We start from the raw sequence: 19,286 nt of genomic DNA, 5'->3' as shown, positions 1-19,286 counted from the left end.
CTGTGACATCTCATATTATCTGGAACGTTATTCCATCAATGGGTAGGCCTTTTCTTTGGCGAGGTCAACCGGCCTCGCCAGAAAAATCCTCGGGACACAACAAAGGCGGCGCAGCCGGAACGATGAGGGATCGTTTCAGCAATGTTGACGCTGAGAGCTCAGTCGAAGGAGAAAGTTCGTGGCGGATGCCGCTGTAAATTCCGCAGACGTGATCGTCGTCGGAGCCGGAGGATCTGGTCTGTTCGCTGCGGTCGAGGCGGCTGAAATGGGCCGACGCGTGTTGGTGCTAGAGAAGAATTGGGCGCCGGGCGGAACGACAAATTGGGCTATTGGTTCTCTCTCGTCGAGCGCATCGCCGATGCAGGCTGCCATGGGCATCCACGACACGCCGGCTGCGCACTTTGACGACATGGCGCTGTTTCACGGCGCACTATTGTGCCGCGACAATCCCGAGCTCCGCAGAGCCTTCGTGGAGAATGTTCCCGATACTCTAAAGAAATTACTCGACATGGGAGTCGTCTTTTTCGGCCCCATGCCAGAACCTCCCCATCGCGTTCCTCGTATGCACAACGTCCTGCCAAATTCGCGAGCCTACGCACATGCGTTGTATGGGCGCGCCCGTGAGCTTGGCGTCGATATACGCCTTAATCATCGTGTTCGTCGTCTATTGTTCGAGCGCGGGAGGGTTGTTGGGGTCGAGGCTGAAGCAGATGGCTCGCAGCGTCGCTTCATGGCGCTTCGTGGCGTCGTCCTGGCTGGCGGAGATTTCAGCGCCAATCGGGAAATGAAAAGAACCTATGCCGGCGAAGCAATCGCGCAGGCGGGTGCACTGGTTGAAACAAGCACAGGTGATGCGCATCAGCTTGCATTGGACATTGGTGCTGAAATTGTGAACGGCGACATCGTCAGCGGCCCGCAACTTCGATTCGTGCCACCCAGGATCAATCTCATGACAATGTTGCCACCGAGTCGATTTCTGGCATTGCTGATGAAATGGTCCATGGCCAACTTGCCTCAACCTATAATCCGACCTTTCATCATGATGTTTCTTACAACAGTACTGGAACCACAGCGAAAGTTATATGAAAGTGGCGCGATACTGATAAACAGAGACGGCTCTCGCTTTGCTGACGAATGCGACAAGCCTCAGCTCGCCGTACCTCAGCAGCCATACAAAGAAGCGTATATAATATTGGATGGTCTTCTTGCCAAGAAATTCAGCAGTTGGCCTAACTATATTTCGACAGCTCCAGGAATCGCTTATGCCTATCTTCCAGACTATAAGCGTAATCGCAAAGATATTTATAGTACGGCGAATTCACTACGAGCACTCGCTCGAAAGATTGGTGTTCCTTCAACTAAACTCGAGAAAACTGTCTCGGATTACAATAGTAATCCCCGTGCAGGTACGCCAGGGTTGCTGAAGCCGCCCTTCATTGCACTCGGGCCAGTTCGAAGCTGGGTCTTGACTGAAGGGGGACTAAGAATTTCGACCGCTATGGAGGTTCTCTCGAAAGGTGGAGAAGCCATCCCGGGTCTCTTTGCTGCCGGAGCAACCGGCCAGGGCGGGATCATCCTGGAAGGCCATGGCCACCATTTGGGATGGGCGTTTACGTCTGGCAGGTTGGCAGGCCGAGCTGCTGCCCTTCGGGAGGTGGAATGACTTGATGCACCCAAAAGCCCCGACCTAGTCACATCGTCATGTGCCAGCTGGGCGATGCTTATATCGCCATGCCGGTAGAATATGCCGCCACCCGCTATGGAGAATAGTCCGCTATGGAAAATAGTTCGCTCGTTCCTGTTAACCCGTCAGAAGCCGTGCCTAGCTTGTCACAGGGTATAATCCTCAAGGGTAGCGGTGTGTTCGTCTCCAGCGGACACGTTGGCGCCGATGAGAAGGGGAACATAGTTGTGTCCTCCTTCGAGGACCAACTCATGGCAGTCTTCGAGAGTATTGATCGTACATTGAGAGCCGGCGGCCTTGGCTTCGAGCACGTTGCGCGAGTGACGTACTACATCACCGATCTTGAGCCCTCGCTAATGGACATCATTCGAAAGGTCCGTCGCCGCTATCTCAGGGCTGAGATCCCGCCTGCATCAGTTCTGATTGGGATTTCTGCTCTCCCTGATCCCGGCGCGCGCATTGAGGTCGAGGTCATAGCCGTGGTCCCGTGAGGATGTTCGGGCGGCCGACATGGACAAGTACGACGCGGTCGTCGTCAGCGCCCCGGTCGGCCCGTGCTGTTTTGTAAGGCAAGAATGGAGATCGGGCTGGTCTAACGCCACGCTTTCGACGGCAACGACGAAAGCGAAATGTAGAAAGGGTCAAAAGTGTCGAACAAAGCGGACTACGATGTCGCGATCGTCGGCGGCGGACACAACGGGTTGACGACGGCCGGCTATCTTGCCCGCGCCGGCCTGAAAACCGTCGTGCTCGAGCGGCGCAGCGTAGTTGGCGGCGCTGCCGTGACTGAGGAATTCCATCCCGGTTTCCGGAATTCAGTGTGCTCCTACGTCGTTGGCTTACTTCATCCTCAGGTCATTCGGGACCTGGAGCTTGGCGCCCACGGCCTGGAGATCATGGAGCGGTCGGGTCCCACCTGTCTGCCTCTGCCCGACGGCGGCGCCATGATAATGCCGGGCAATGCCGAAGCCGCTGAGCGGGAGATCGCCCGCTTTTCCCAGTGTGACGCCAGCCGCTACCGTGCCTTCCAGGCTCAGCTGGAAAGTGCTGCAGACGTGATCCGCAGCACATTGTTGGAGACTCCGCCAAATCTCGGCGGCGGGTTTCGAGACCTGCTAAGCCTGCTGACGATGGGCAACCGGTTCCGTAAGCTCTCTCCTGCCATGCAGCGCGGGTTCGTGGACCTGATGACAATGAGTATCGGGGACTATCTGAACGAGTGGTTTGAGTGCGATCCGCTTAAGGGCCATTTAAGCTTCGACAGCATTGTTGGCAACATGGTCAGCCCTTACCACCCGGGTTCCGCCTACGTTCTCATCCATCACGTAATCGGCGAGATCAACGGCAAGAAAGGCGCCTGGGGCCATGCCCGCGGCGGCATGGGTGCAATCACCCAGGCGATGGCCCGCTCCGCCGAGGCCAAGGGCGCTGAGATCCGTCTAAATTCGTCCGTGCGCGAGGTGATCGTGGAGAAGGGTGTTGCGCGCGGGGTTGTATTAGAGGACGGCACCGCGATCCGCGCGAGAGCCGTCGCCGCCAATGTCGGCCCCAAGCTGCTCTATCTCAAAATGATGGACCGCTCGTCCCTGGACTCGGAATTCATCCGCCAGATCAAGGGCTGGCGCTGTCGCTCAGGCACTTTTCGGATGAATGTAGCACTGTCGGAGTTGCCGCGCTTCAGTGGTCTGGACCGGATAGAAGCTCCTGCGACGGCGCTGAATGGTGGGATCCATATCTGCTGGTCGCTGGACTACCTCGAACGCGCCTACGATGATGCGAAGCGCGGCTCTTGGTCGAAAGAGCCGGTGATCTCGATGCATATCCCGAGCCTTTATGACGACAGCCTCGCCCCGCGAGGCCGACACGTGATGAGTCTGTTCTGCCAGCATTTCAACCCGCAGCTCTCCGGTGGCCGGACCTGGGACGACGTGAAGGAGGAGGTGGCCGACCTGGTCGTCGCTACGGTCGACCGCTACGCCCCAAACTTCAAATCCAGCATCCTGGGCCGACAGGTGCTGAGCCCGCTGGACCTGGAGCGCGAATTCGGCTTGGTTGGGGGCGACATTTTTCACGGCGCCCTGCACCTGGACCAGCTCTGGTCCATGCGCCCGGTCGCCGGCTACGCCCAGTACCGCGGACCGCTTCGGAACCTTTACATGTGCGGTTCCGGTACGCACCCCGGCGGCGGCGTCTCCGGCCTGCCCGGCCACAACGCCGCGCGGGAGATCATCAGTGATTTCAGGAAGCGTCGCTTGGCAGCGTAGCTCAGCGTCCGCAAGCGCTCGCGTCGCAGGACGATAGTTGTTTCATAGGCAACCGCAGCCAGTCGGATCAGGACTAGCCGAAGAGTGCGGGTGTGGCGCAAGAAAGAACGCTGTTCCATTATTACAAAAAGAGGTGATTTTCATGACGTGGGACGAGGCCAGTCTCGCTGCGCTGCACGCTAAATACAGCGGTCAAGGAGACCGCGTGTTCTTGGACCCGCGCTTCCGCAAGGTCGCGGCTCGAATGCACAAGAGTGGCAGGAGCGCCGCCCTATACAGGCGTGCAGACGTTCTTGTCGGCCCCGTACTGGCAAATCGACCCCGACAACCCGGATTTTGGCGATCTGCAGATCGCAATATCAGGCGTGCCCATGGATCTCGGCGTCGCCAACCGCTCGGGTGCCCGCTTCGGTCCCCGCGCGCTGCGCGCCGTCGACTGCGTCGATACCTATAATCGTGTGCTTCACTGCGCAGCTATTCATGAACTCAAGGTCGCCGATATCGGCGACGGAGCAGTGGGCAAGCTGAGGGCCAGATCACGCGCCTCACGTTCCTGGACGGGCCGGCTTCGATCTTCTGCGCCGGAGAGTGCTCTTGGCAGCGTATCGACGCAAGTGCGGGAGAGCCCATCAACGTGAGGGAAGATCAGATTGCTACTCGTTCATTGCGATGGACTTGCACCATCTACTCCCTGCCGGCCTACCGACACCTTGTTCTGACCCGAGCATGGTTTGCAGTGGGGGCTCTACTCTGACATTAGCGCGCGCCCCTCTAGAGATTGGAAACTTTTCCAGGGCGCCAAGGAATGAAGACTATGAGTGACCCGACGACGGCTAAGAGTATCGCGTCCGCAGTCCGAAATCGGGAGACTTCCGCGGCTGAAGCCGTCGCTACGTCTCTTGAACGGATCCGCCGCACCAACGGGGCGTTGAATGCTTTTTGCGACTTGTATGAGGAGGACGCACTGGCCGCGGCGCGCCGGATCGACAGCCGTATCGCCGACGAAGAGGATGTCGGGCCGTTGGCCGGGGTCCCGGTCGCGGTGAAGGATTTCACGCCCCTGAAGGGAAAGCGAACGACATACGGCTCGCTGGTCTACAAGGACAACATCGGCGCGTTCGATCCGATTTACGTGCAGCGGCTAAAGGCGGCCGGCGCGATCGTGATCGGCAAGACCAACACGCCCGAATTCGCGCATGACGGCTTTTGCCACAACCGGGTTTTTGGGACTACAGTGAACCCTTGGGACACGACTAGGACGTCAGGCGGATCGTCTGGCGGAGCCGGTGCGGCGGTCGCGGCCAACATGGTGCCCTTGGCCGAAGGCACGGATATGGGCGGGTCGATTCGGATCCCGGCCAGTTACTGCGGCTGCGTCGGGTTGAAACCGTCGCTTGGACGCATTCCAATGGACATTCTCAAGTCCGTCCACGACACCCTTTCGCACTTTGGCCCTCTTGCCCGCACGGTCGAAGACGCTTGGCTTTTCTTGGACGCGACCAAGGGGCCTGACGAGCGCGACCCGATGTCCTTGCCAGAGCAGGCCATCCCGTTCGATATGGAGGGCGACGTAAGCGGTTTGAGGATCGCCCTTTCCGTCGACCTTGGCTATTTCGCCGTCGACGATGCGGTCGCCAAAGCGATGCAGACGACGGCGGACGTATTGCGCGCCGCCGGGGCGACCGTAACGCCAATCGACATGCCGTGGGATGGATCGATTGCCGAAGCCTCGCAGATGAGTTGGCGTGTCTATCTGGCGGCGTTCGAAGGCGACCTACTTAAGACGAAGCGCGACTTGCTCGACCCGGAAGTCGCCGATTGTCTCGAGGCGGCGTTCAAGATCGACGGTCCGACCTACAAACGCATTGAGGTCCTCAGACGGAAGATGTGGCTGGACCTCGTTTCTGTTTTCGAGTGCCATGACGCGTTATTGTGCCCGACCACGAGCGTTACGGCGCCGCTCGCGTCGTTGCGGGACAAGGATTTCAAACCGGTTAGGGTGGACGGGAAGTTGGCGAGCGCGGAAATGGCCTACCCCTTCAATTTTACGCCGCATTGCCCGGTGCTCTCGATTCCCTGCGGCGTTGGCCCGGGGCCATTGCCGATCGGTGCGCAGATTGTTGGACGCCGATTCGATGAGGCGATGGTGTTGAAGATCGGTCGGGCGGTCGAAAAGTGCGGGTTAATGGGGGGCCTGCGACCGCGGATCTTCACCGAATGACGTTGAAGTACCAATGGTGCATGGAATTCCCACCTGCAGATCGGTTCGGAGCAGCTTGGGTTCCGCGGCGTGTTGGATGGGCTCTCGGCGTGCGTTTACGGTAAGCTGTGCGCCAAGGCACCTTGCAAGAGGCCGATGAACATGGAGTTTTCGAGCCATGACATTGGAACATGCAACGGGCGATATGGTCGCCGAGTTAAGCGGCGCCGCGGCGGCGGCCGAAGATCTTGCAACCGTGCGCGGGCGCGTGCGGCAACGAAGGCGGTGGAGTTGCACCGAGAAGCGCGCGCTGGTCGACCTGGCGAGCGCGGCGGGGTCGTCGGTGACCGAGGTCGCGGAAGCGTTCGGCGTAGCTCCGTCACAACTCTATGCCTGGCGCAAGCAGATGGCCGGCGGCGAGCTTGACGCCGATCAGGCGATAGCGACCTTCGCGCGGATCGAAGTGAGCGATCTGCCCGGTGTCGAACGCCCCGTTGCCGATTGCCCGGACCCGGCCCGCAGGATCGTCGTGGCCTTTCCGAGCGGCACGCGACTGCGGATTGATGGGACCGTTGATCCGACAGCGCTGCGTATCGTCCTGGCGGAGTTGACCAGATGATCACGGTGGTGCCGACCGACCGGATTTACCTTTGCTGCGGCACGACCGATATGCGCCGCTGGATCAATAGCCTGGCACGGATGGTGCAGCAGGTGCTCGCGCTCAACCCGCATACTGGCGCGATCTTCTGCTTCCGAGAACTCAAGGGTCATATCATCAAGATTCTGGCGCATGACGACCAGGGATTTTGCCTTTTCACAAAGCGGCTCACCGATGGTTGTTTTGCCTGGCCGACGACCAAAGATCAGGTTGCGGTGTCGCTCACCAAGGCGGAGCTTTCGCTGCTTCTGGAGGGGATCGACTGGCGCCGGCCAAGCAAGTCTTACCGACCGCGTTTGGCTGGCTGATTTTGCTCGTTTCTTATTGATTTTGTGTCGATTCTGCTTCCGTCTTTGGGTGTCGGAACAAGCTCCCTCAACCGCTGATTTCCTCGCCCGGATCGCCCTGCTGGAGGCGGCCGTTTCCGCCCGTGACATCACCATCGCCGAACGGGATGAGCAGTTGCGAAGAGAGCGCGCCGAGGCCGCGCTTCGCATCCATCGCCTGCAGCTGCGGATCGATCGCTTCAACCGCAAGGCCTTCGGCCGCTCCTCCGAGAAACTGGGCCAGATGCAGCTCGAACTCGAAGATCTCGAGACCGATTTCGCCGCCAGCGTGCCCGATCTCGATCTGCCTATCGTCGCGGACACCGACAAGGTCCGGGTGTTGCCGGTGCGCAAGCTCAACCCGAACCTGCCGCGCAAGCGGATCGTTCGCGAGCCCTCTTGCGCAAGCTGCCCGGGCTGCGGCGGCGACATGCGCGCCATGGGCCAAGATAGTGAGGGGATGCTCGATCTGGTCGCCCATGCTTGGCAGGTGATCGAGACCATTTGACCCAAGTACAGCTGCCGGACCTGCGATAAAATCATCCAGGCGCCGGCACCAGCCAAGGCCATTGCACGCGGCAAGCTCAGCTATGCCGCGCTCGCCCATATCATGATGGCCAAGTGGGGTTATCATTCCCTTCTACCGTCAGGCCCAGATGATGGCCGCCAAGGGCGTCGATATCGAGCGATCCACGCTTGCGCGCAGCGCCGGCTACGCCGCTGCCTTGCTCGATCCGATCTACAACCGCATCCGTGAGATCGGCCGTACCCGCAGCAAGATTCACACCGACGACACGCGGCTTCCGATCCTGGCGCCCAGCACCGGCAAGACGCACAAGGGCGCGCTCTGGGTTTACGTCGCCGACGACCGCAACTCGGGTTCGAAGGAGCCGCCGATCGCCTGGTATCGTGCCACCATGGGCCGCGCCGGCGAGAGCGTGATGGCGAGCTCGCCGGATTTACCGGTACCCTCCAGGCCGACGGTTTCAAAGGCTACAATCAGCTCTACGAGGGCGGCGCCATTCGAGAAGCCGCCTGCCTGGCCCATCTGCGTCGCAAAATATTCGACGTTCACGACAGCCAGCCGACCGAGCTCAGCACGACGGCGATGGCCGGTACCCAGGCTGCGACGACAGCTCATGCGCCAGGGCAAAGGTTTGTCGCGCCATGCCGATATCGCGAAGGCCTTCGCCTATGGCACCAGGCGATGGCGCGCGTTCAACCGCTTCCTCTACGATGGCCAACTCGAGCCCGACAACCTCATCGCGGAGCGCGCCATTCGCGGATTTACGGTCGGCAGGCGCAACTGGCTTTTCTCGGGCAGCTTCGCCGCGGCCGAGCAGTCAGCGGTCGTCCTCAGCATCACTGAGATCTGCAAGCTCTGCGGCGTCGATGCCGAAGCCTACATGGCCGATGTCGCCGAGCGCATCCAGAACGACTGGACAGCCTCGCGCTGGGACGAGCTGATGCCGTGGAACTGGGCACGCCGCCAAGAGATGCCGCTCCCGTTGGCGGCATGAGCGCGATCGATGACATGGCGCTGTCGGACGAGGCGCTGGAGGCCTGGATGGCCGCCAAGACCAACCGCCGCCCGCTGGTGCGGACCATGTCGGCGCTGGATGGCTTCGTAACGGCAGCGGTCGCGGTTCCCGGACCCGCAATACTGGATGTGCGCGGTCATGGGATTGCGGCGCGACGTCTTGGCCAAAGGGTCTGCAACCTATCACGCCGTGTTTGCCAGCGTCGCCAGGATCCACAACCGGATCAACGAGACGCTCTTCGACAGACCGCAGGATTATGCGCCCTGATTCGCAACCAAGCCCTGCGGCGGCATCGACCCCCGGCCGTGGTCCCAGGGGTTCTACGCGGCCATGAATCTCAACATCAAAAAATGGAAACGGCTACTCGACCTCGACAATCCCAACCACGGCCTGCTGCTGCCGATCCTGATCTACTGCGTCGATAAAAAGGGGAGGCCCGTCCTCGGCAAGCCCATGCCGGGGCCCGAGACCGCGCACTTCATCGAACACGAGGCGTACAAAGACATCGCCCTCGTCATCCCCGCTCTGCGCGAACTCCACTACGTCACCCATTATGACCCGGAGTGATCGGCGCCGGCGCGCCGACCAACGAGCGACTTAACCATCAAGACGATTTCGGGAAAGGTGCCTCGGCGCCAAAAAACGCCCGCGTGGGCTTTGATGAACCGAGAGGCAGAATATACCGGCAATCCGATCTCGATAGAAGTCGAGGAGATCGGCGAGAGCGCTTTCGATACCGCAGCCGGCGGGGAACGCCTAACTTTCCAAGTGCGAGATGCTGGTCCCAGGGGGCGGCGGCGCGGACCTCTTGCCGGCGCGGAATCGGGTGACCGGATGCCGGCTCGACGCCTTTGCTTTTCAACATTGAACTGCCGCCAGCGCCGAGTTGCAGATCATGCCGTTCTGGCATGGAGAGTGCGGTCCGCCTCACTGTTGGGCGCGATCCATCTCGCTTGCGCGAGTCTGATGATAACCCTTAAAAAGGGCGCCCGGGAACAGGGCGCCCTTCTCATCGACGAAATGCTCGGATTGGAGGTCCGTGATCAAGCAATCCGCCGAAAACCTCTACAAGCCTCACCACAATGGTTCAGCCGCAAATTAGGCTCACAGTTACCGCTTCGAACGCGGCAACGGGCTCTTCAATCCTCAGAACGAGCGTTGGAAGCGGAGGAGACCGCCGACGCTGTTCTTCTTGTCGGCATTGGTCCAGTTAGAGAAGTCCACATCCCCGAACTTGCCAGCGTGGAGATAGTCGACTTCGGCCGTGATCGTCAGACCAGGAACGATATCGTAGGCGACATTGGCGGCAATGCCGAGGTTCTTCCACTCGTCATACGCCGCCTGAAGGTTGAAAGAGGTCTTCTCGTTGAACTTGTAGGTGCCGCCGCCCCAGACGGCCCAGTTGCCACCCCACTGCTTGTAGAAGCCGCGACCGCCGGCAGGAATAGCGTAGGTCCCGTCGGTTAGGTTGTCGTCGGTCCCATAGCCAGCCATAATGAACAGCGACAGTTCGTTGGTGGCGTTCACATCCAATCGGACCTTGCCGGCTACCTCTTCGTAGTTGCTGTCGTAAGCCACGACGCCGGTGATGGCGCCCCAGCCCTGCGTGTACTTCACGCCGCCGACAAGATGCGGAACGTAGCTGTCGATCGTGCCGACGACGCCAGAACCCTCTTCGAGCGATACCACGGCGGAGAAGCCATTGCCTGCGTCGAAGTAGTACTGCACGACGTTGGTGTCAAAATCGCCGTAGGGAACGAGCGTATCGTTGATGACGTTGCCGGCATAGCCGATAAACGTATCGAAGGCCGATTCGTCCTTACCGACGCGCAGGCCACCAAGCTGGATCCAGGCGAAGTTCAGTGTGATGCCCTTGTTGAAGGCGTAGTTCTGGGGACTGTCGGGACCCGAATAGGCGTTGCGGTTACCGAAATTGAATTTCGTCTCGGTGTATGTCTTCAAAGTACCGAGTTCGGTTTCCTGGCCGGTCCAAGTCCTTAGGTCAAAGCGGGCGTTCTTGCGCCAGGTGCCCTGGTCGCTGCCGTCTTGGACGTCGTGGGTCCGCGCCCCGTCGTAGGATCCAACGTCGCCGACGCCGATGTCGTAGCGGACATAGCCGCCGATGCGCAGGCAGGTCTCGGTGCCGGGGATGTAGAAGTAGCCCGAGCCGTACACGTCGCAGATCTTGACGTATTCAGCCGGTTCCGGCTCGGCGACGGTCACCGCGTCGGCGGCGCGGGCGCCGGAAACTGCGATCAGAGCCGCAGCTGAGCCGAGAAGAAGGCTCTTGATGTTCATAATTGATCTCCATTCAATGATTTGAAAAGGGCGAGGACGTCGATGGACGAACCGCTCCCTGTCCCCACGATCGAAAAAGATGCGCATCGCGATGCATCCTTCCCGGCTCGAACGCTATTCGCTGAGCGAATTAGTGCAAGTTCAAATTCCGTCTGCCAACCATATATAGAAGTATCCGTTGCATTATTGCCACTAAATCTATTGTGTTACTTGCACAAATTGAACAACTATACATTTGCACAAATCGCACAATTGGTACATCTGCTTGTGCGCACTTACATAATGCGCGGACAGCCATCGGCATCCGGCCAATTGTCAGATAGATTCAATCAGAGAAACAGCCTGGGCGGCGGATGTAACAACTTCTGTGTTCATACCTTCTCTGAGCAATTCGATAGGGACGCGACCCTTGAGAAGAGGCGAGGGGCTGATCAGCCACAGCCAAGCCAGTCTGGGATCGGAGATCGAGGAAAGGACCTGCCTGATTCCGGGCATAGGCCTGCCGTCGATGAACTGAGCTAGGGGAAATACATGCTTGCGGGAGCCTCTCCGAAAGGCAACCACATCATTGTGTTGCTGCCACCAATACAAAGTGGACCGCGGTATTCCAAAACGTCTCTCGAGATGCGTCGACCCCGCAACTGGACCGGCCCATTCTGCAATGCGCGCGCCTTCTCTCGGGCAATCTTTCAGAACCGGATGCCCGAGCGGATGATCGGCTGCCCGTGGTCGCGAAGCGATCTCACCCGCCTGGGCGTTTAGCCGTCGCGCTGCTTCGGCCTCGAGCCTACCAAGAAATTCGGCGGCCACGACGGTCAATTCGTTGGAAGGAGAACCAGAAGGCGCAACAGCAGCCTTGTCACCCTGCTTCGCCTCATCGCATTGGGCAAGAATGCGCTGCACCTCCCTCATGACAAAGCTTGAAAGCTCGGTCTGGCGCTTTTCATCCCCAAGATCACTCGACGCGGACATATCTGGCTTTCCCAATAGCATTCCCTCAGCAAGCCGCCGAAAGAGCGTTAAAGACATGAAGTTGGGGGGACGGCGATGTGTTGCGTTTTCGTATGCGCGCAACCTAGCAGCCGTCTTGCGGCTTCAACTTGTGCCTCTCAACAAAGAACGTCGATGGACGACCGTTTTTGTCCCCACGATCGAAACAGATGCAGATAAGCGGTGTTCCTTAGCAGCGTGACGCTATCCGCAACGCTCGTTTGTGCAAGTTCAAAGTTTAGCTTGCCCGCCTTATGTAATTTAGACGTTGCTTTTATGCAACTATTTCTTGAGTGTTAGTTGGACAAATTGAACGTATTACGCGTTTGGACGAACTGTACGTTCGACAGCTAATTTGAGGCACCCATTTACTGGCAGTGTGCATGCCTCACCGTTGGCTCATCGCATTGGACAAGAATGCGCCGCAAATCCTTCATCACAATGTTGAAGGCCTGTCGTGGGCGATTCATTTTTTCTCTCCAAGATCGCTCGATCCAGCCATACGTTCGGCTGCCGCACGCGCCCGGGCACCGTTGCCAGATCTTCGGCCGCCGCCGCAGCAGGCCTTAACTCGGCGACCATATCTGCATGTTCAAATGTCCTGGCCCGAACCCTCCATGTTCATCGGCCTGTTGCAAGGTGCCTCGGCGCATCGCTTACCGTTTACGCGCGGTATCCTGCTCAATGATGGGCCTCTCGACGGATGAGTAACGCTATAAAAATGGGATACCGGAAACGGATGCCGCTAGATGGGATACCGGCAGTCGCGCCGATTGCCCTTGCGCGTGAACAGGGCGACCGCAAGTTCCCGCTCGAGATTAGCGACATGCCGGCTGACTGCCGATTGGGCGATCTTGGGCTCTTCGGCTGCCGCCGTCAGCCCGCCAGCATCGATTCTGCCAGCAGCTTCTTGCTCTGCGTTTCTCACCATCGAGGCTCTTCAGCCGCCGAGCATGCAAGACTTCCATGCCGCCATGTCGGTTACCGCCAATTATAGAAGGTCGCCTCCGAAACTCCCATGCTTGGGGCACACCTCCGCCGCTGGAATCCCTGCCTAGCTGTGCTCCTTCAGAACGCTGATATGTTCCTCGCTCGACAGGCTTTTCTTCATTTCTGTCTCCTTTCCACGGAGTCCAATTCAAACGGAGGGCACTCCAGGGGTAACATCTCACCACGGCTCGATCAGCGAGGGATCAGACGCGTCCTCGAATGAGGTCTGCAGCTCTCTCGGCAACCGCGATTGCTGTAGCATTCATCCCGCCCGACACGGGACTCGGGAGGACAGAATTATCGACTACTCTCAGACCTGACACTCCGCGAACGCGAAGCGAAGTATCCGTTACACTCGTGTCATCTGAACCCATCTGGCATGTGCCGGCATAGTGAGCGGCCGTTGAACCTACGCGTCGCGCAAAGTCGTACAGTTCGTCGTCGGTGGCTACGCCGGGGCCAGGGGTCGTCTCGCACACACTCCACCTTTTGAGAGCGTCCATTTCAAATACTCGCCGAGCAGCGCGCAATCCAACAAGCAGTCGCGGCCAGTCCGTTGGCGCGCTAAGATAGTTCGGACTTATGGCGGGCAACTCTCGAGGGTCTGAGGAGCGAACCAACACACTCCCGGTGCTGTCGGGGCAGGTCAAGAATACGCCCATTGTCATTCCCCCTGCACTCTCAAGAGCGCCTGGTACTGAAGGCGAAAAACTCACTGGGGCGAACATAAGTTGCAGATCGGCAAATTTTGCTGATGGGGAACTCCTGCAGTAGAGAGAAGCCATACTCGCTCCCAGGGTGAGCAGTCCCCTATTCTGGGTGAGATATTTCAATGCCTCCAGGGCAATGGTCGCGAAATTGTTCATTTCGTTGATCGTGAGGATACCCTGAGTGCGATGAGAGATCCTAACCAAATACTGGTCACGAAGATTCTGGCCGACCTTGGGTGAGGCGTGAACGACTGGAACGCCGACTTGCTTCAGGTGTGCCGGATCCCCGATCCCGCTTAGTTGGAGCAATTGCGGCGACCGCAGAGTGCCACAAGAAACAATCAGCTCACGATTTATCTTCACTCGTCGGCGATGTCCATTTTGGACAAACTCAATGCCATCCACTTTCTTTCCTGCAAATACAATCCGAGCGCAAATTGCATTCGTCTCGACCCGCAGATTGCGGCCTTTCTTCAAGGCGGGACGAAGGTAAGCCGAGGCGGTATTCGCCCTAAAACGACCATTGCGATTCTGTTGGAAGAGGCTAGCGCCCTCCCTGTCGGGAGCATTCATGTCTGCTACCTCAGCATATCCAGCCTGGGTAGCCGCTCTTACAAAATCCTGTGCAAGCGGATGAACCGTGCGAAACGGGGCGACCGTCACGGGACCGAAGGTGCCGCGATGCTGGGACTCTTCGCCTACAAAGGTCTCTGCTTTTCTAAAGTACGGAAGTAATCCTTCATAATCCCAACCCTGGCATCCCAGGTCCTCAGCCCACCAGTCATATTCAGCAGCTTGTCCTCTCGCGAATAGGATGCCGTTTATGGAACTGCTGCCCCCGAGACCTCTGCCGGCAGGAGCAATGATGCTCCGATCGAAGGTCAAAGGATTCGGCTCGGTCTTGTACATCCAGTTGAAGCGGCGATCCTTCAACAGATAGAAGTATCCTGCGGGGATGTGGATGAAAGGGTTCCAGTCGCTCGGGCCGGCCTCCAACAACAGCACCGAGCTCTCATCCTCGGATAGGCGAGCGGCGATGACGCTGCCAGCGGACCCAGCGCCAGCGACGCAATAATCGGTCTCAAAATCCCAAGCTTTGACCATTCTCGGATCCATACTCGTTTCTAATGCAAGGTGGCCCTCGACGAGCGCCTGACCTCTGACTGTAATCGCGGTTTGCGGTGACTATTTAGTGTTTCGGCTGAGACTCAGCACTCAGAGAGGCTAAACGCAACGCTGCGCCCTCCCCCATATTGCAAGAACAATGTTCCAATGGTACGTCACGTCAATCTTGGGATCGACAAATTGGACCAGTTGCACTGGGAAGTGGCGTGAGGTAGAGGCTCCGATCTGATCGTCACTTCCAATATGGCTAAATCAGCTGATCCCACTATTATTCTTCCGAGAGAGTCGGCGCTCTCCACCTTTGCCGTCTTCACTACTGACGCGTCATAGATTTCGCACTGCTCGAAATGCTGCTGAGCATCACTGTCGCCCTCTACTTGAAGCGGTAAACACCCAGTTTCTCAAAAATCCTGTAGATCTGCTCCGCATATTTATCGAATTCTGGATACTGCCCAAGGTAAGCGGGCCGTGGCCTTGGCAAATCGATGCGTATCTCCTCGACAATTTTTCCAGGGGAGTTCGACATGACCAAAATCCGGTCTGACAACCCGATTGCTTCCTCGATTGAGTGGGTGATGAACAGAACGCTCTTGGATGTCTCCATCCATAGCGTTTCAAGGTCATGCCGTATTTGCGTCCGTGAAATGGCGTCAAGAGCCCCGAATGGCTCATCCATCAGCAGAACCGAGGGATCATGAACCAAGGCACGAGCGATAGCGACGCGCTGCTGCATTCCGCCCGACAATTGCCGTGGATAGCGCGTTTCAGCCCCGGAAAGTCCAAGCTTTTGGAACAGTTCCTCCGCATGCTTTCGGGTTGCAGTGCGGTCAAGACGTCGGATTTCTTGCTGAAGAAGGACGTTCTCAATAGCAGTCCGGAACTCAAGTAGCAAATGATCTTGGAATACAATTCCAACATCAGTCATTGGACTTGTAAGGACTTTTCCGTTGACTTCGATAAGTCCTTTCGTTGGTTTAAGCAACCCCGCGACAATTAGCATCAGGGTACTCTTGCCACATCCAGAGGGGCCGAGAATGCTTACAAATTCTCTTTCGCCGATATCGACGCTAACCGGCCCAAGGGCGCGGAAAGCTCCAAATGATTTGGAAACATCCGATGCGGCGATAAATTTGCGCCTCTCTTGCGCAACTGCGAGAGGTGGTACGCCCTTGACCACATGTGGAGTTCGCATTTGAGTCACTTTGTCATCTAAACTAGGGATTCCGCTCACTGGTCGCTCCTCCAAGGCATCAGCCACTTTTCTAGGCCAAGTAAAATTCCTGTTAGTAACGCTCCGAGCATGGCTGTCGCAATTATTCCAGAAAACATTAACTGAAGGTCCATGTAATCTGACGCTTGTAGTATCATCGCCGCAAGACCTTCATTTGCACCGATGAATTCGGCCGTTATACAGCCTGCCACTGCGTATACCATCCCAATCTTCATCCCGGTAAAAATGTATGGCATCGCCGCTGGAAGTCGAATGAAGCGAAAGGACTGCCACGGGCTGGCGCCCATGGATTTCGTGATGAGGTGCAGCCGCGGGTTAATTGATGTGAATCCAGCAATGCTGTTTAACAAAATCGGAAAGAACGTCATCACCACTGTCAAAATGATGCGAGGTGGAAACCCGAAGCCGAGCCATACAACAAAAAGGGGAGCCGTGATGGTCTTGGGTATTATCTCGAAAAAAACGATCACCGGCATTAAGTTGCGCCGCAGCGATGGGTATGAGGCGATTGCCAGCCCCAGTGGGATCGCAATCAACGTTGCGATGATAAAACCAATCACAACGACGTACCCGGTGGCCAGAGCGTGATAGCCGATCACCCTCCAATCGGCGACGAACCTGCCCATGAAGTCAGTTGGCGCCGGAAGAAGGTATTTTGGCACGTCAAACCAGTCGCTGCTGAATTGCCAGGTAACGAGGAGTACGATCAGAAGTGATGCTGGTGGGACTATCCGTTCGGCCCCTCTCCAGACGTGAAGTCGGAAGGGCCTTGAGATTTCGGCAAACGCGTTGGCCATAGTTTTCTGCTTTTTTTGATCCGGCTATGTAAAGAAAAAGAAATGGTGGTGCGCGCAACAGTTGCGCGAACCACCATCCTTTGCGGTCAGGGACATGCAGGAAGCGGGTTCGGAAGATAGGCTTCGGTGTACTTCGCTTCGATGCCGCCATCGCCCAGAGACCCAAAGGTCGCGGTAAGAATCTCTCCCGCCATGGCCCAATGATCGGCAGGCAACTTGCCGAGACCCGGCGCGCCAGGCGCACACCACTCAGGAATTGCAAACTTTGTCAACTCCTCCAGCAGGACCTCCTTAGCCGCGGCATCGGGATAGCGCTCCCGGAGGGCATCGATGGCAGCCTCCGGATTCTTGGCGACCGCCGCGTACCCTCTGAGGGTCGCATCAACGAACTTCTTGTAGAATTCGGGATTCTGTTGGAGCTTGTCCTCCCGGGCGATCAGGCTCAGTCCGGGGATCGACGCACCCCAATCCTTGTAGAACATTTGTTTAGCCTCAATCCCCTTCTCGGCGAGCGGGATCATAATGTCGCCGGGCGCGGCCGAAACACCATCGACTTTCTTCTCCGCCAAAAGACCGATCCCCCCTGTGCCAGCCGTCATTTGAAGATTGATCTTTGACTTGTCGACGCCATTGGCACGGACCATCGTGTCAAAAAGAGGCATGTCCGCACTGCCCGGCTGAACAGCAATCGTTTTCCCTTCCAGGTCCTTTGGACTTGAGATTGGCGTATCCTTAAGAGACGTGATACCCCAATCAGCCACCTGCCAAATTGGCGCGATGATTTTGAGTGGAGCTCCCTTTGCTGCAATCCCAATCGCGCTTGAAGCGGCAGCAAGCCCGATGTCGGTACTGCCACCCGCGACCAACTGCGATGTCGCTCCCGAACCCTTTCCGGGCTCTATTTCAAGCTCAATCCCGGCATCTTTATAGTAGCCAAGAGCATCAGCGTAGATAATTCCGACGCTTGCATTATCTGGCAGCCAGTTGAGGGTTACCTTGGCCTTTTCTGCCGCCCCGACTGACGAGTTCGCGACAGCCGCAAGTACAAGGCCGATTCCGGCGGCTCGCGTCCAACACTTTCGAAAATTCAACATGTGCTCCACCTTCTGGTTGTTGACCTCACCTTTACTCTCAATCCCGGTATTTTCTTAAGAGTCTTTGTTCCGGAACCTGAGCAATTGCATTAAGCAGGACCCCTAGGGCTGCTGTTATTAGCACCACCGCAAAAACTTGGACGGTGTCCCTATTCTTGACGGCCCGCAATGCCGCGTATCCGAGCCCGTCGTTTGAGGCTATGAATTCAGCGACTACGGAGACCGTGACGGCGGCGGCCAAAGATATGCGAAAGGCGCTCATCAAGTAAGGAAGCGCCATAGGCCAATCGACGTGTCTCCAGGTTTGAAGACGGCTAGCCCCCATGGTCCTCGTGACGAAGAAAAGTCGATCGGGTGTGCTGCGGACCCCTGTAATTGTGTTCACCGCGACGGGGAAGAAGACGCTGAAAGCAACCAAAATCCAAGTCGAAGCCAGCCCGTATCCGAGCCAAATGATCAGCACCGGCACAATCGTGATGAGTGGCATGGTCTGGAGGAAAACGATGAAGGGATACAGTGTTCGCTCCAGCCATTGTATTTTCGCGAGCGCGAAGCCAACCGGAATGGCAGCTGCGATACCAGCGCAAAAGCCGATAGCTATGAGCTCAAGTGTGGAAGCGGTCGCAGCCAAGAAATAGCCCGGCCTATCGACGATCCAAGCGACGACGAGCTCAGGACTCGGAAGGATATAATCTGGAATTTTCAAATACCTGACAGCGGCGAACCACATCGCTGCCACGACCAAGATCCAAAACGACGCGATCAGCCAATCTGGCAGGTTGATCTTCTTTCCCGAAGGGCTTCGCAGTCCGACCATCGATCTCACTTGAAACGTCTACTCATCTGGAACGTCGTTCCATCATTGGCCTTTTTTTTAATTGAGTCAACAGCGGAAATCGGTTTTTGAAAAATGACCGACAATATCCGTGGTCAGCGGCATCAAGATCTTGCGCGGCGGCATTGTCGGCACACTGGGGAGATGGCCGATCGGCAGGGCATGCTGGTCAAATTTGCCCGAGCCTTCGGAAAGCATGCTGATCAACATTCATCCCGACCCCCGGAACGCCCTTGCCGACTCCGACCCCACTGATCGGATTCGTGCGTGCCATCGCGCTCGCCCGCATCCCGATGCCGAAGTCTCACATCCGGCTCTCGGCTGGGCGCACTGCCATCGGCGACGAGATGAAGGCGCTCTGCTTTTTCGCCGGGCCAGTTCCATCTTTGTAGGAGACACGTTGCTATCGGGCGGCAGCTTTCGGTAAGGACGTCTTCAGCTTGGCGAAGACCTGCTCGATTGGGTGGAGGTCAGACTATAGGAGGCAGGAGAAAACTGCTTCGCCCCGATTTTTCGGATCGCTCGACGGATGCCTCGCTCTTT

The 19,286-nt window shown here is 57.7% G+C and carries 21 protein-coding genes and 2 pseudogenes; 14 read left to right on the top strand and 9 right to left on the bottom strand.

Annotated features, from left to right (window positions below; genetic code table 11):
• Positions 1–178: 178 nt before the first annotated feature.
• The 13 genes and pseudogenes from NKH70_RS31245 to NKH70_RS31190 all read left to right on the top strand — a co-directional run bounded on the left by NKH70_RS31245 (position 179) and on the right by NKH70_RS31190 (position 9,240).
• A complete protein-coding gene (locus tag NKH70_RS31245) occupies positions 179–1,663 on the top strand; it encodes an FAD-dependent oxidoreductase (RefSeq protein WP_353027122.1) in 1,485 nt (494 codons plus the stop codon).
• Positions 1,664–1,776: 113 nt separating this feature from the next.
• A complete protein-coding gene (locus NKH70_RS31240) occupies positions 1,777–2,175 on the top strand; it encodes a RidA family protein (RefSeq protein WP_353027121.1) in 399 nt (132 codons plus the stop codon).
• 156 nt (positions 2,176–2,331) lie between these two features.
• Positions 2,332–3,948, top strand: coding sequence for a phytoene desaturase family protein (locus tag NKH70_RS31235; RefSeq protein WP_353027120.1), 1,617 nt, complete (start codon positions 2,332–2,334; stop codon positions 3,946–3,948).
• A gap of 254 nt (positions 3,949–4,202) precedes the next feature.
• Entirely contained in the window at positions 4,203–4,586 is a 384-nt protein-coding gene (locus tag NKH70_RS31230) for an arginase family protein (protein WP_502908438.1), read from the top strand.
• A 176-nt stretch (positions 4,587–4,762) separates the two neighbouring features.
• Positions 4,763–6,169, top strand: coding sequence for an amidase (locus NKH70_RS31225; protein WP_353027119.1), 1,407 nt, complete (start codon positions 4,763–4,765; stop codon positions 6,167–6,169).
• Between the two features lie 157 nt (positions 6,170–6,326).
• Positions 6,327–6,767 (top strand): IS66-like element accessory protein TnpA, encoded by a 441-nt coding sequence (gene tnpA / locus NKH70_RS31220; protein WP_353027118.1) that lies wholly within the window; start codon positions 6,327–6,329, stop codon positions 6,765–6,767.
• Positions 6,764–7,114: an IS66 family insertion sequence element accessory protein TnpB gene (tnpB, locus tag NKH70_RS31215; RefSeq protein WP_353027116.1), complete on the top strand. Its 351-nt coding sequence runs from the start codon at positions 6,764–6,766 to the stop codon at positions 7,112–7,114. The genes tnpA and tnpB overlap by 4 nt, the downstream gene beginning before the upstream one ends.
• 49 nt (positions 7,115–7,163) lie before the next feature.
• Positions 7,164–7,640 (top strand): IS66 family transposase, encoded by a 477-nt coding sequence (locus NKH70_RS31210; protein ID WP_353027114.1) that lies wholly within the window; start codon positions 7,164–7,166, stop codon positions 7,638–7,640.
• A gap of 148 nt (positions 7,641–7,788) precedes the next feature.
• Positions 7,789–8,013 (top strand): annotated as a pseudogene (locus NKH70_RS35905) (IS66 family transposase); the annotation flags it as partial.
• Positions 7,980–8,412: pseudogene (locus tag NKH70_RS35900) on the top strand (IS66 family transposase); the annotation flags it as partial. The pseudogenes NKH70_RS35905 and NKH70_RS35900, both read left to right, overlap by 34 nt.
• 126 nt (positions 8,413–8,538) lie before the next feature.
• A complete protein-coding gene (locus tag NKH70_RS35895) occupies positions 8,539–8,652 on the top strand; it encodes a hypothetical protein (protein WP_502908437.1) in 114 nt (37 codons plus the stop codon).
• Positions 8,653–8,811: 159 nt separating this feature from the next.
• The gene (locus NKH70_RS31195; RefSeq protein WP_353027110.1) at positions 8,812–8,940 is read left to right on the top strand and encodes a hypothetical protein; all 129 of its coding nucleotides are present in this window, start codon (positions 8,812–8,814) and stop codon (positions 8,938–8,940) included.
• Between the two features lie 63 nt (positions 8,941–9,003).
• A complete protein-coding gene (locus NKH70_RS31190) occupies positions 9,004–9,240 on the top strand; it encodes a hypothetical protein (protein ID WP_353027108.1) in 237 nt (78 codons plus the stop codon).
• Between the two features lie 579 nt (positions 9,241–9,819).
• Here NKH70_RS31190 and NKH70_RS31185 read toward each other — a convergent pair.
• The 9 genes from NKH70_RS31185 to NKH70_RS31145 form a co-directional block, all read right to left on the bottom strand.
• Positions 9,820–10,971, bottom strand: coding sequence for a porin (locus NKH70_RS31185; protein ID WP_352819061.1), 1,152 nt, complete (start codon positions 10,969–10,971; stop codon positions 9,820–9,822).
• Positions 10,972–11,286: 315 nt separating this feature from the next.
• Entirely contained in the window at positions 11,287–11,943 is a 657-nt protein-coding gene (locus tag NKH70_RS31180) for an antitoxin Xre/MbcA/ParS-like domain-containing protein (RefSeq protein ID WP_352596149.1), read from the bottom strand.
• A 763-nt stretch (positions 11,944–12,706) separates the two neighbouring features.
• Entirely contained in the window at positions 12,707–12,892 is a 186-nt protein-coding gene (locus NKH70_RS31175) for a helix-turn-helix domain-containing protein (protein WP_353027106.1), read from the bottom strand.
• Positions 12,893–13,154: 262 nt separating this feature from the next.
• Positions 13,155–14,765, bottom strand: a complete 1,611-nt coding sequence (locus NKH70_RS31170; RefSeq protein WP_353027104.1) for a GMC family oxidoreductase — start codon at positions 14,763–14,765, stop codon at positions 13,155–13,157.
• 394 nt (positions 14,766–15,159) lie between these two features.
• Complete coding sequence (locus NKH70_RS31165; RefSeq protein WP_353027102.1) at positions 15,160–16,017, bottom strand: ABC transporter ATP-binding protein; 858 nt, start codon at positions 16,015–16,017, stop codon at positions 15,160–15,162.
• A complete protein-coding gene (locus NKH70_RS31160; protein WP_353027100.1) occupies positions 16,014–16,814 on the bottom strand; it encodes an ABC transporter permease in 801 nt (266 codons plus the stop codon). The genes NKH70_RS31165 and NKH70_RS31160 overlap by 4 nt, the downstream gene beginning before the upstream one ends.
• 86 nt (positions 16,815–16,900) lie before the next feature.
• Positions 16,901–17,908: an ABC transporter substrate-binding protein gene (locus NKH70_RS31155; RefSeq protein WP_353027098.1), complete on the bottom strand. Its 1,008-nt coding sequence runs from the start codon at positions 17,906–17,908 to the stop codon at positions 16,901–16,903.
• 37 nt (positions 17,909–17,945) lie between these two features.
• Complete coding sequence (locus NKH70_RS31150; RefSeq protein ID WP_353027097.1) at positions 17,946–18,725, bottom strand: ABC transporter permease; 780 nt, start codon at positions 18,723–18,725, stop codon at positions 17,946–17,948.
• Between the two features lie 66 nt (positions 18,726–18,791).
• Entirely contained in the window at positions 18,792–18,953 is a 162-nt protein-coding gene (locus NKH70_RS31145; RefSeq protein ID WP_353027095.1) for a hypothetical protein, read from the bottom strand.
• Between the two features lie 53 nt (positions 18,954–19,006).
• Here NKH70_RS31145 and NKH70_RS31140 point away from each other — a divergent pair, with 53 nt between their 5' ends.
• Positions 19,007–19,135, top strand: a complete 129-nt coding sequence (locus NKH70_RS31140) for a hypothetical protein (RefSeq protein ID WP_353027133.1) — start codon at positions 19,007–19,009, stop codon at positions 19,133–19,135.
• Positions 19,136–19,286: the final 151 nt, after the last annotated feature.

Origin of the sequence: Mesorhizobium sp. M0991 (assembly GCF_040318915.1) — a bacterium.
Classification (GTDB): Bacteria; Pseudomonadota; Alphaproteobacteria; order Rhizobiales; family Rhizobiaceae; genus Mesorhizobium.
This window is presented reverse-complemented; position numbering and strand designations above follow the sequence as displayed.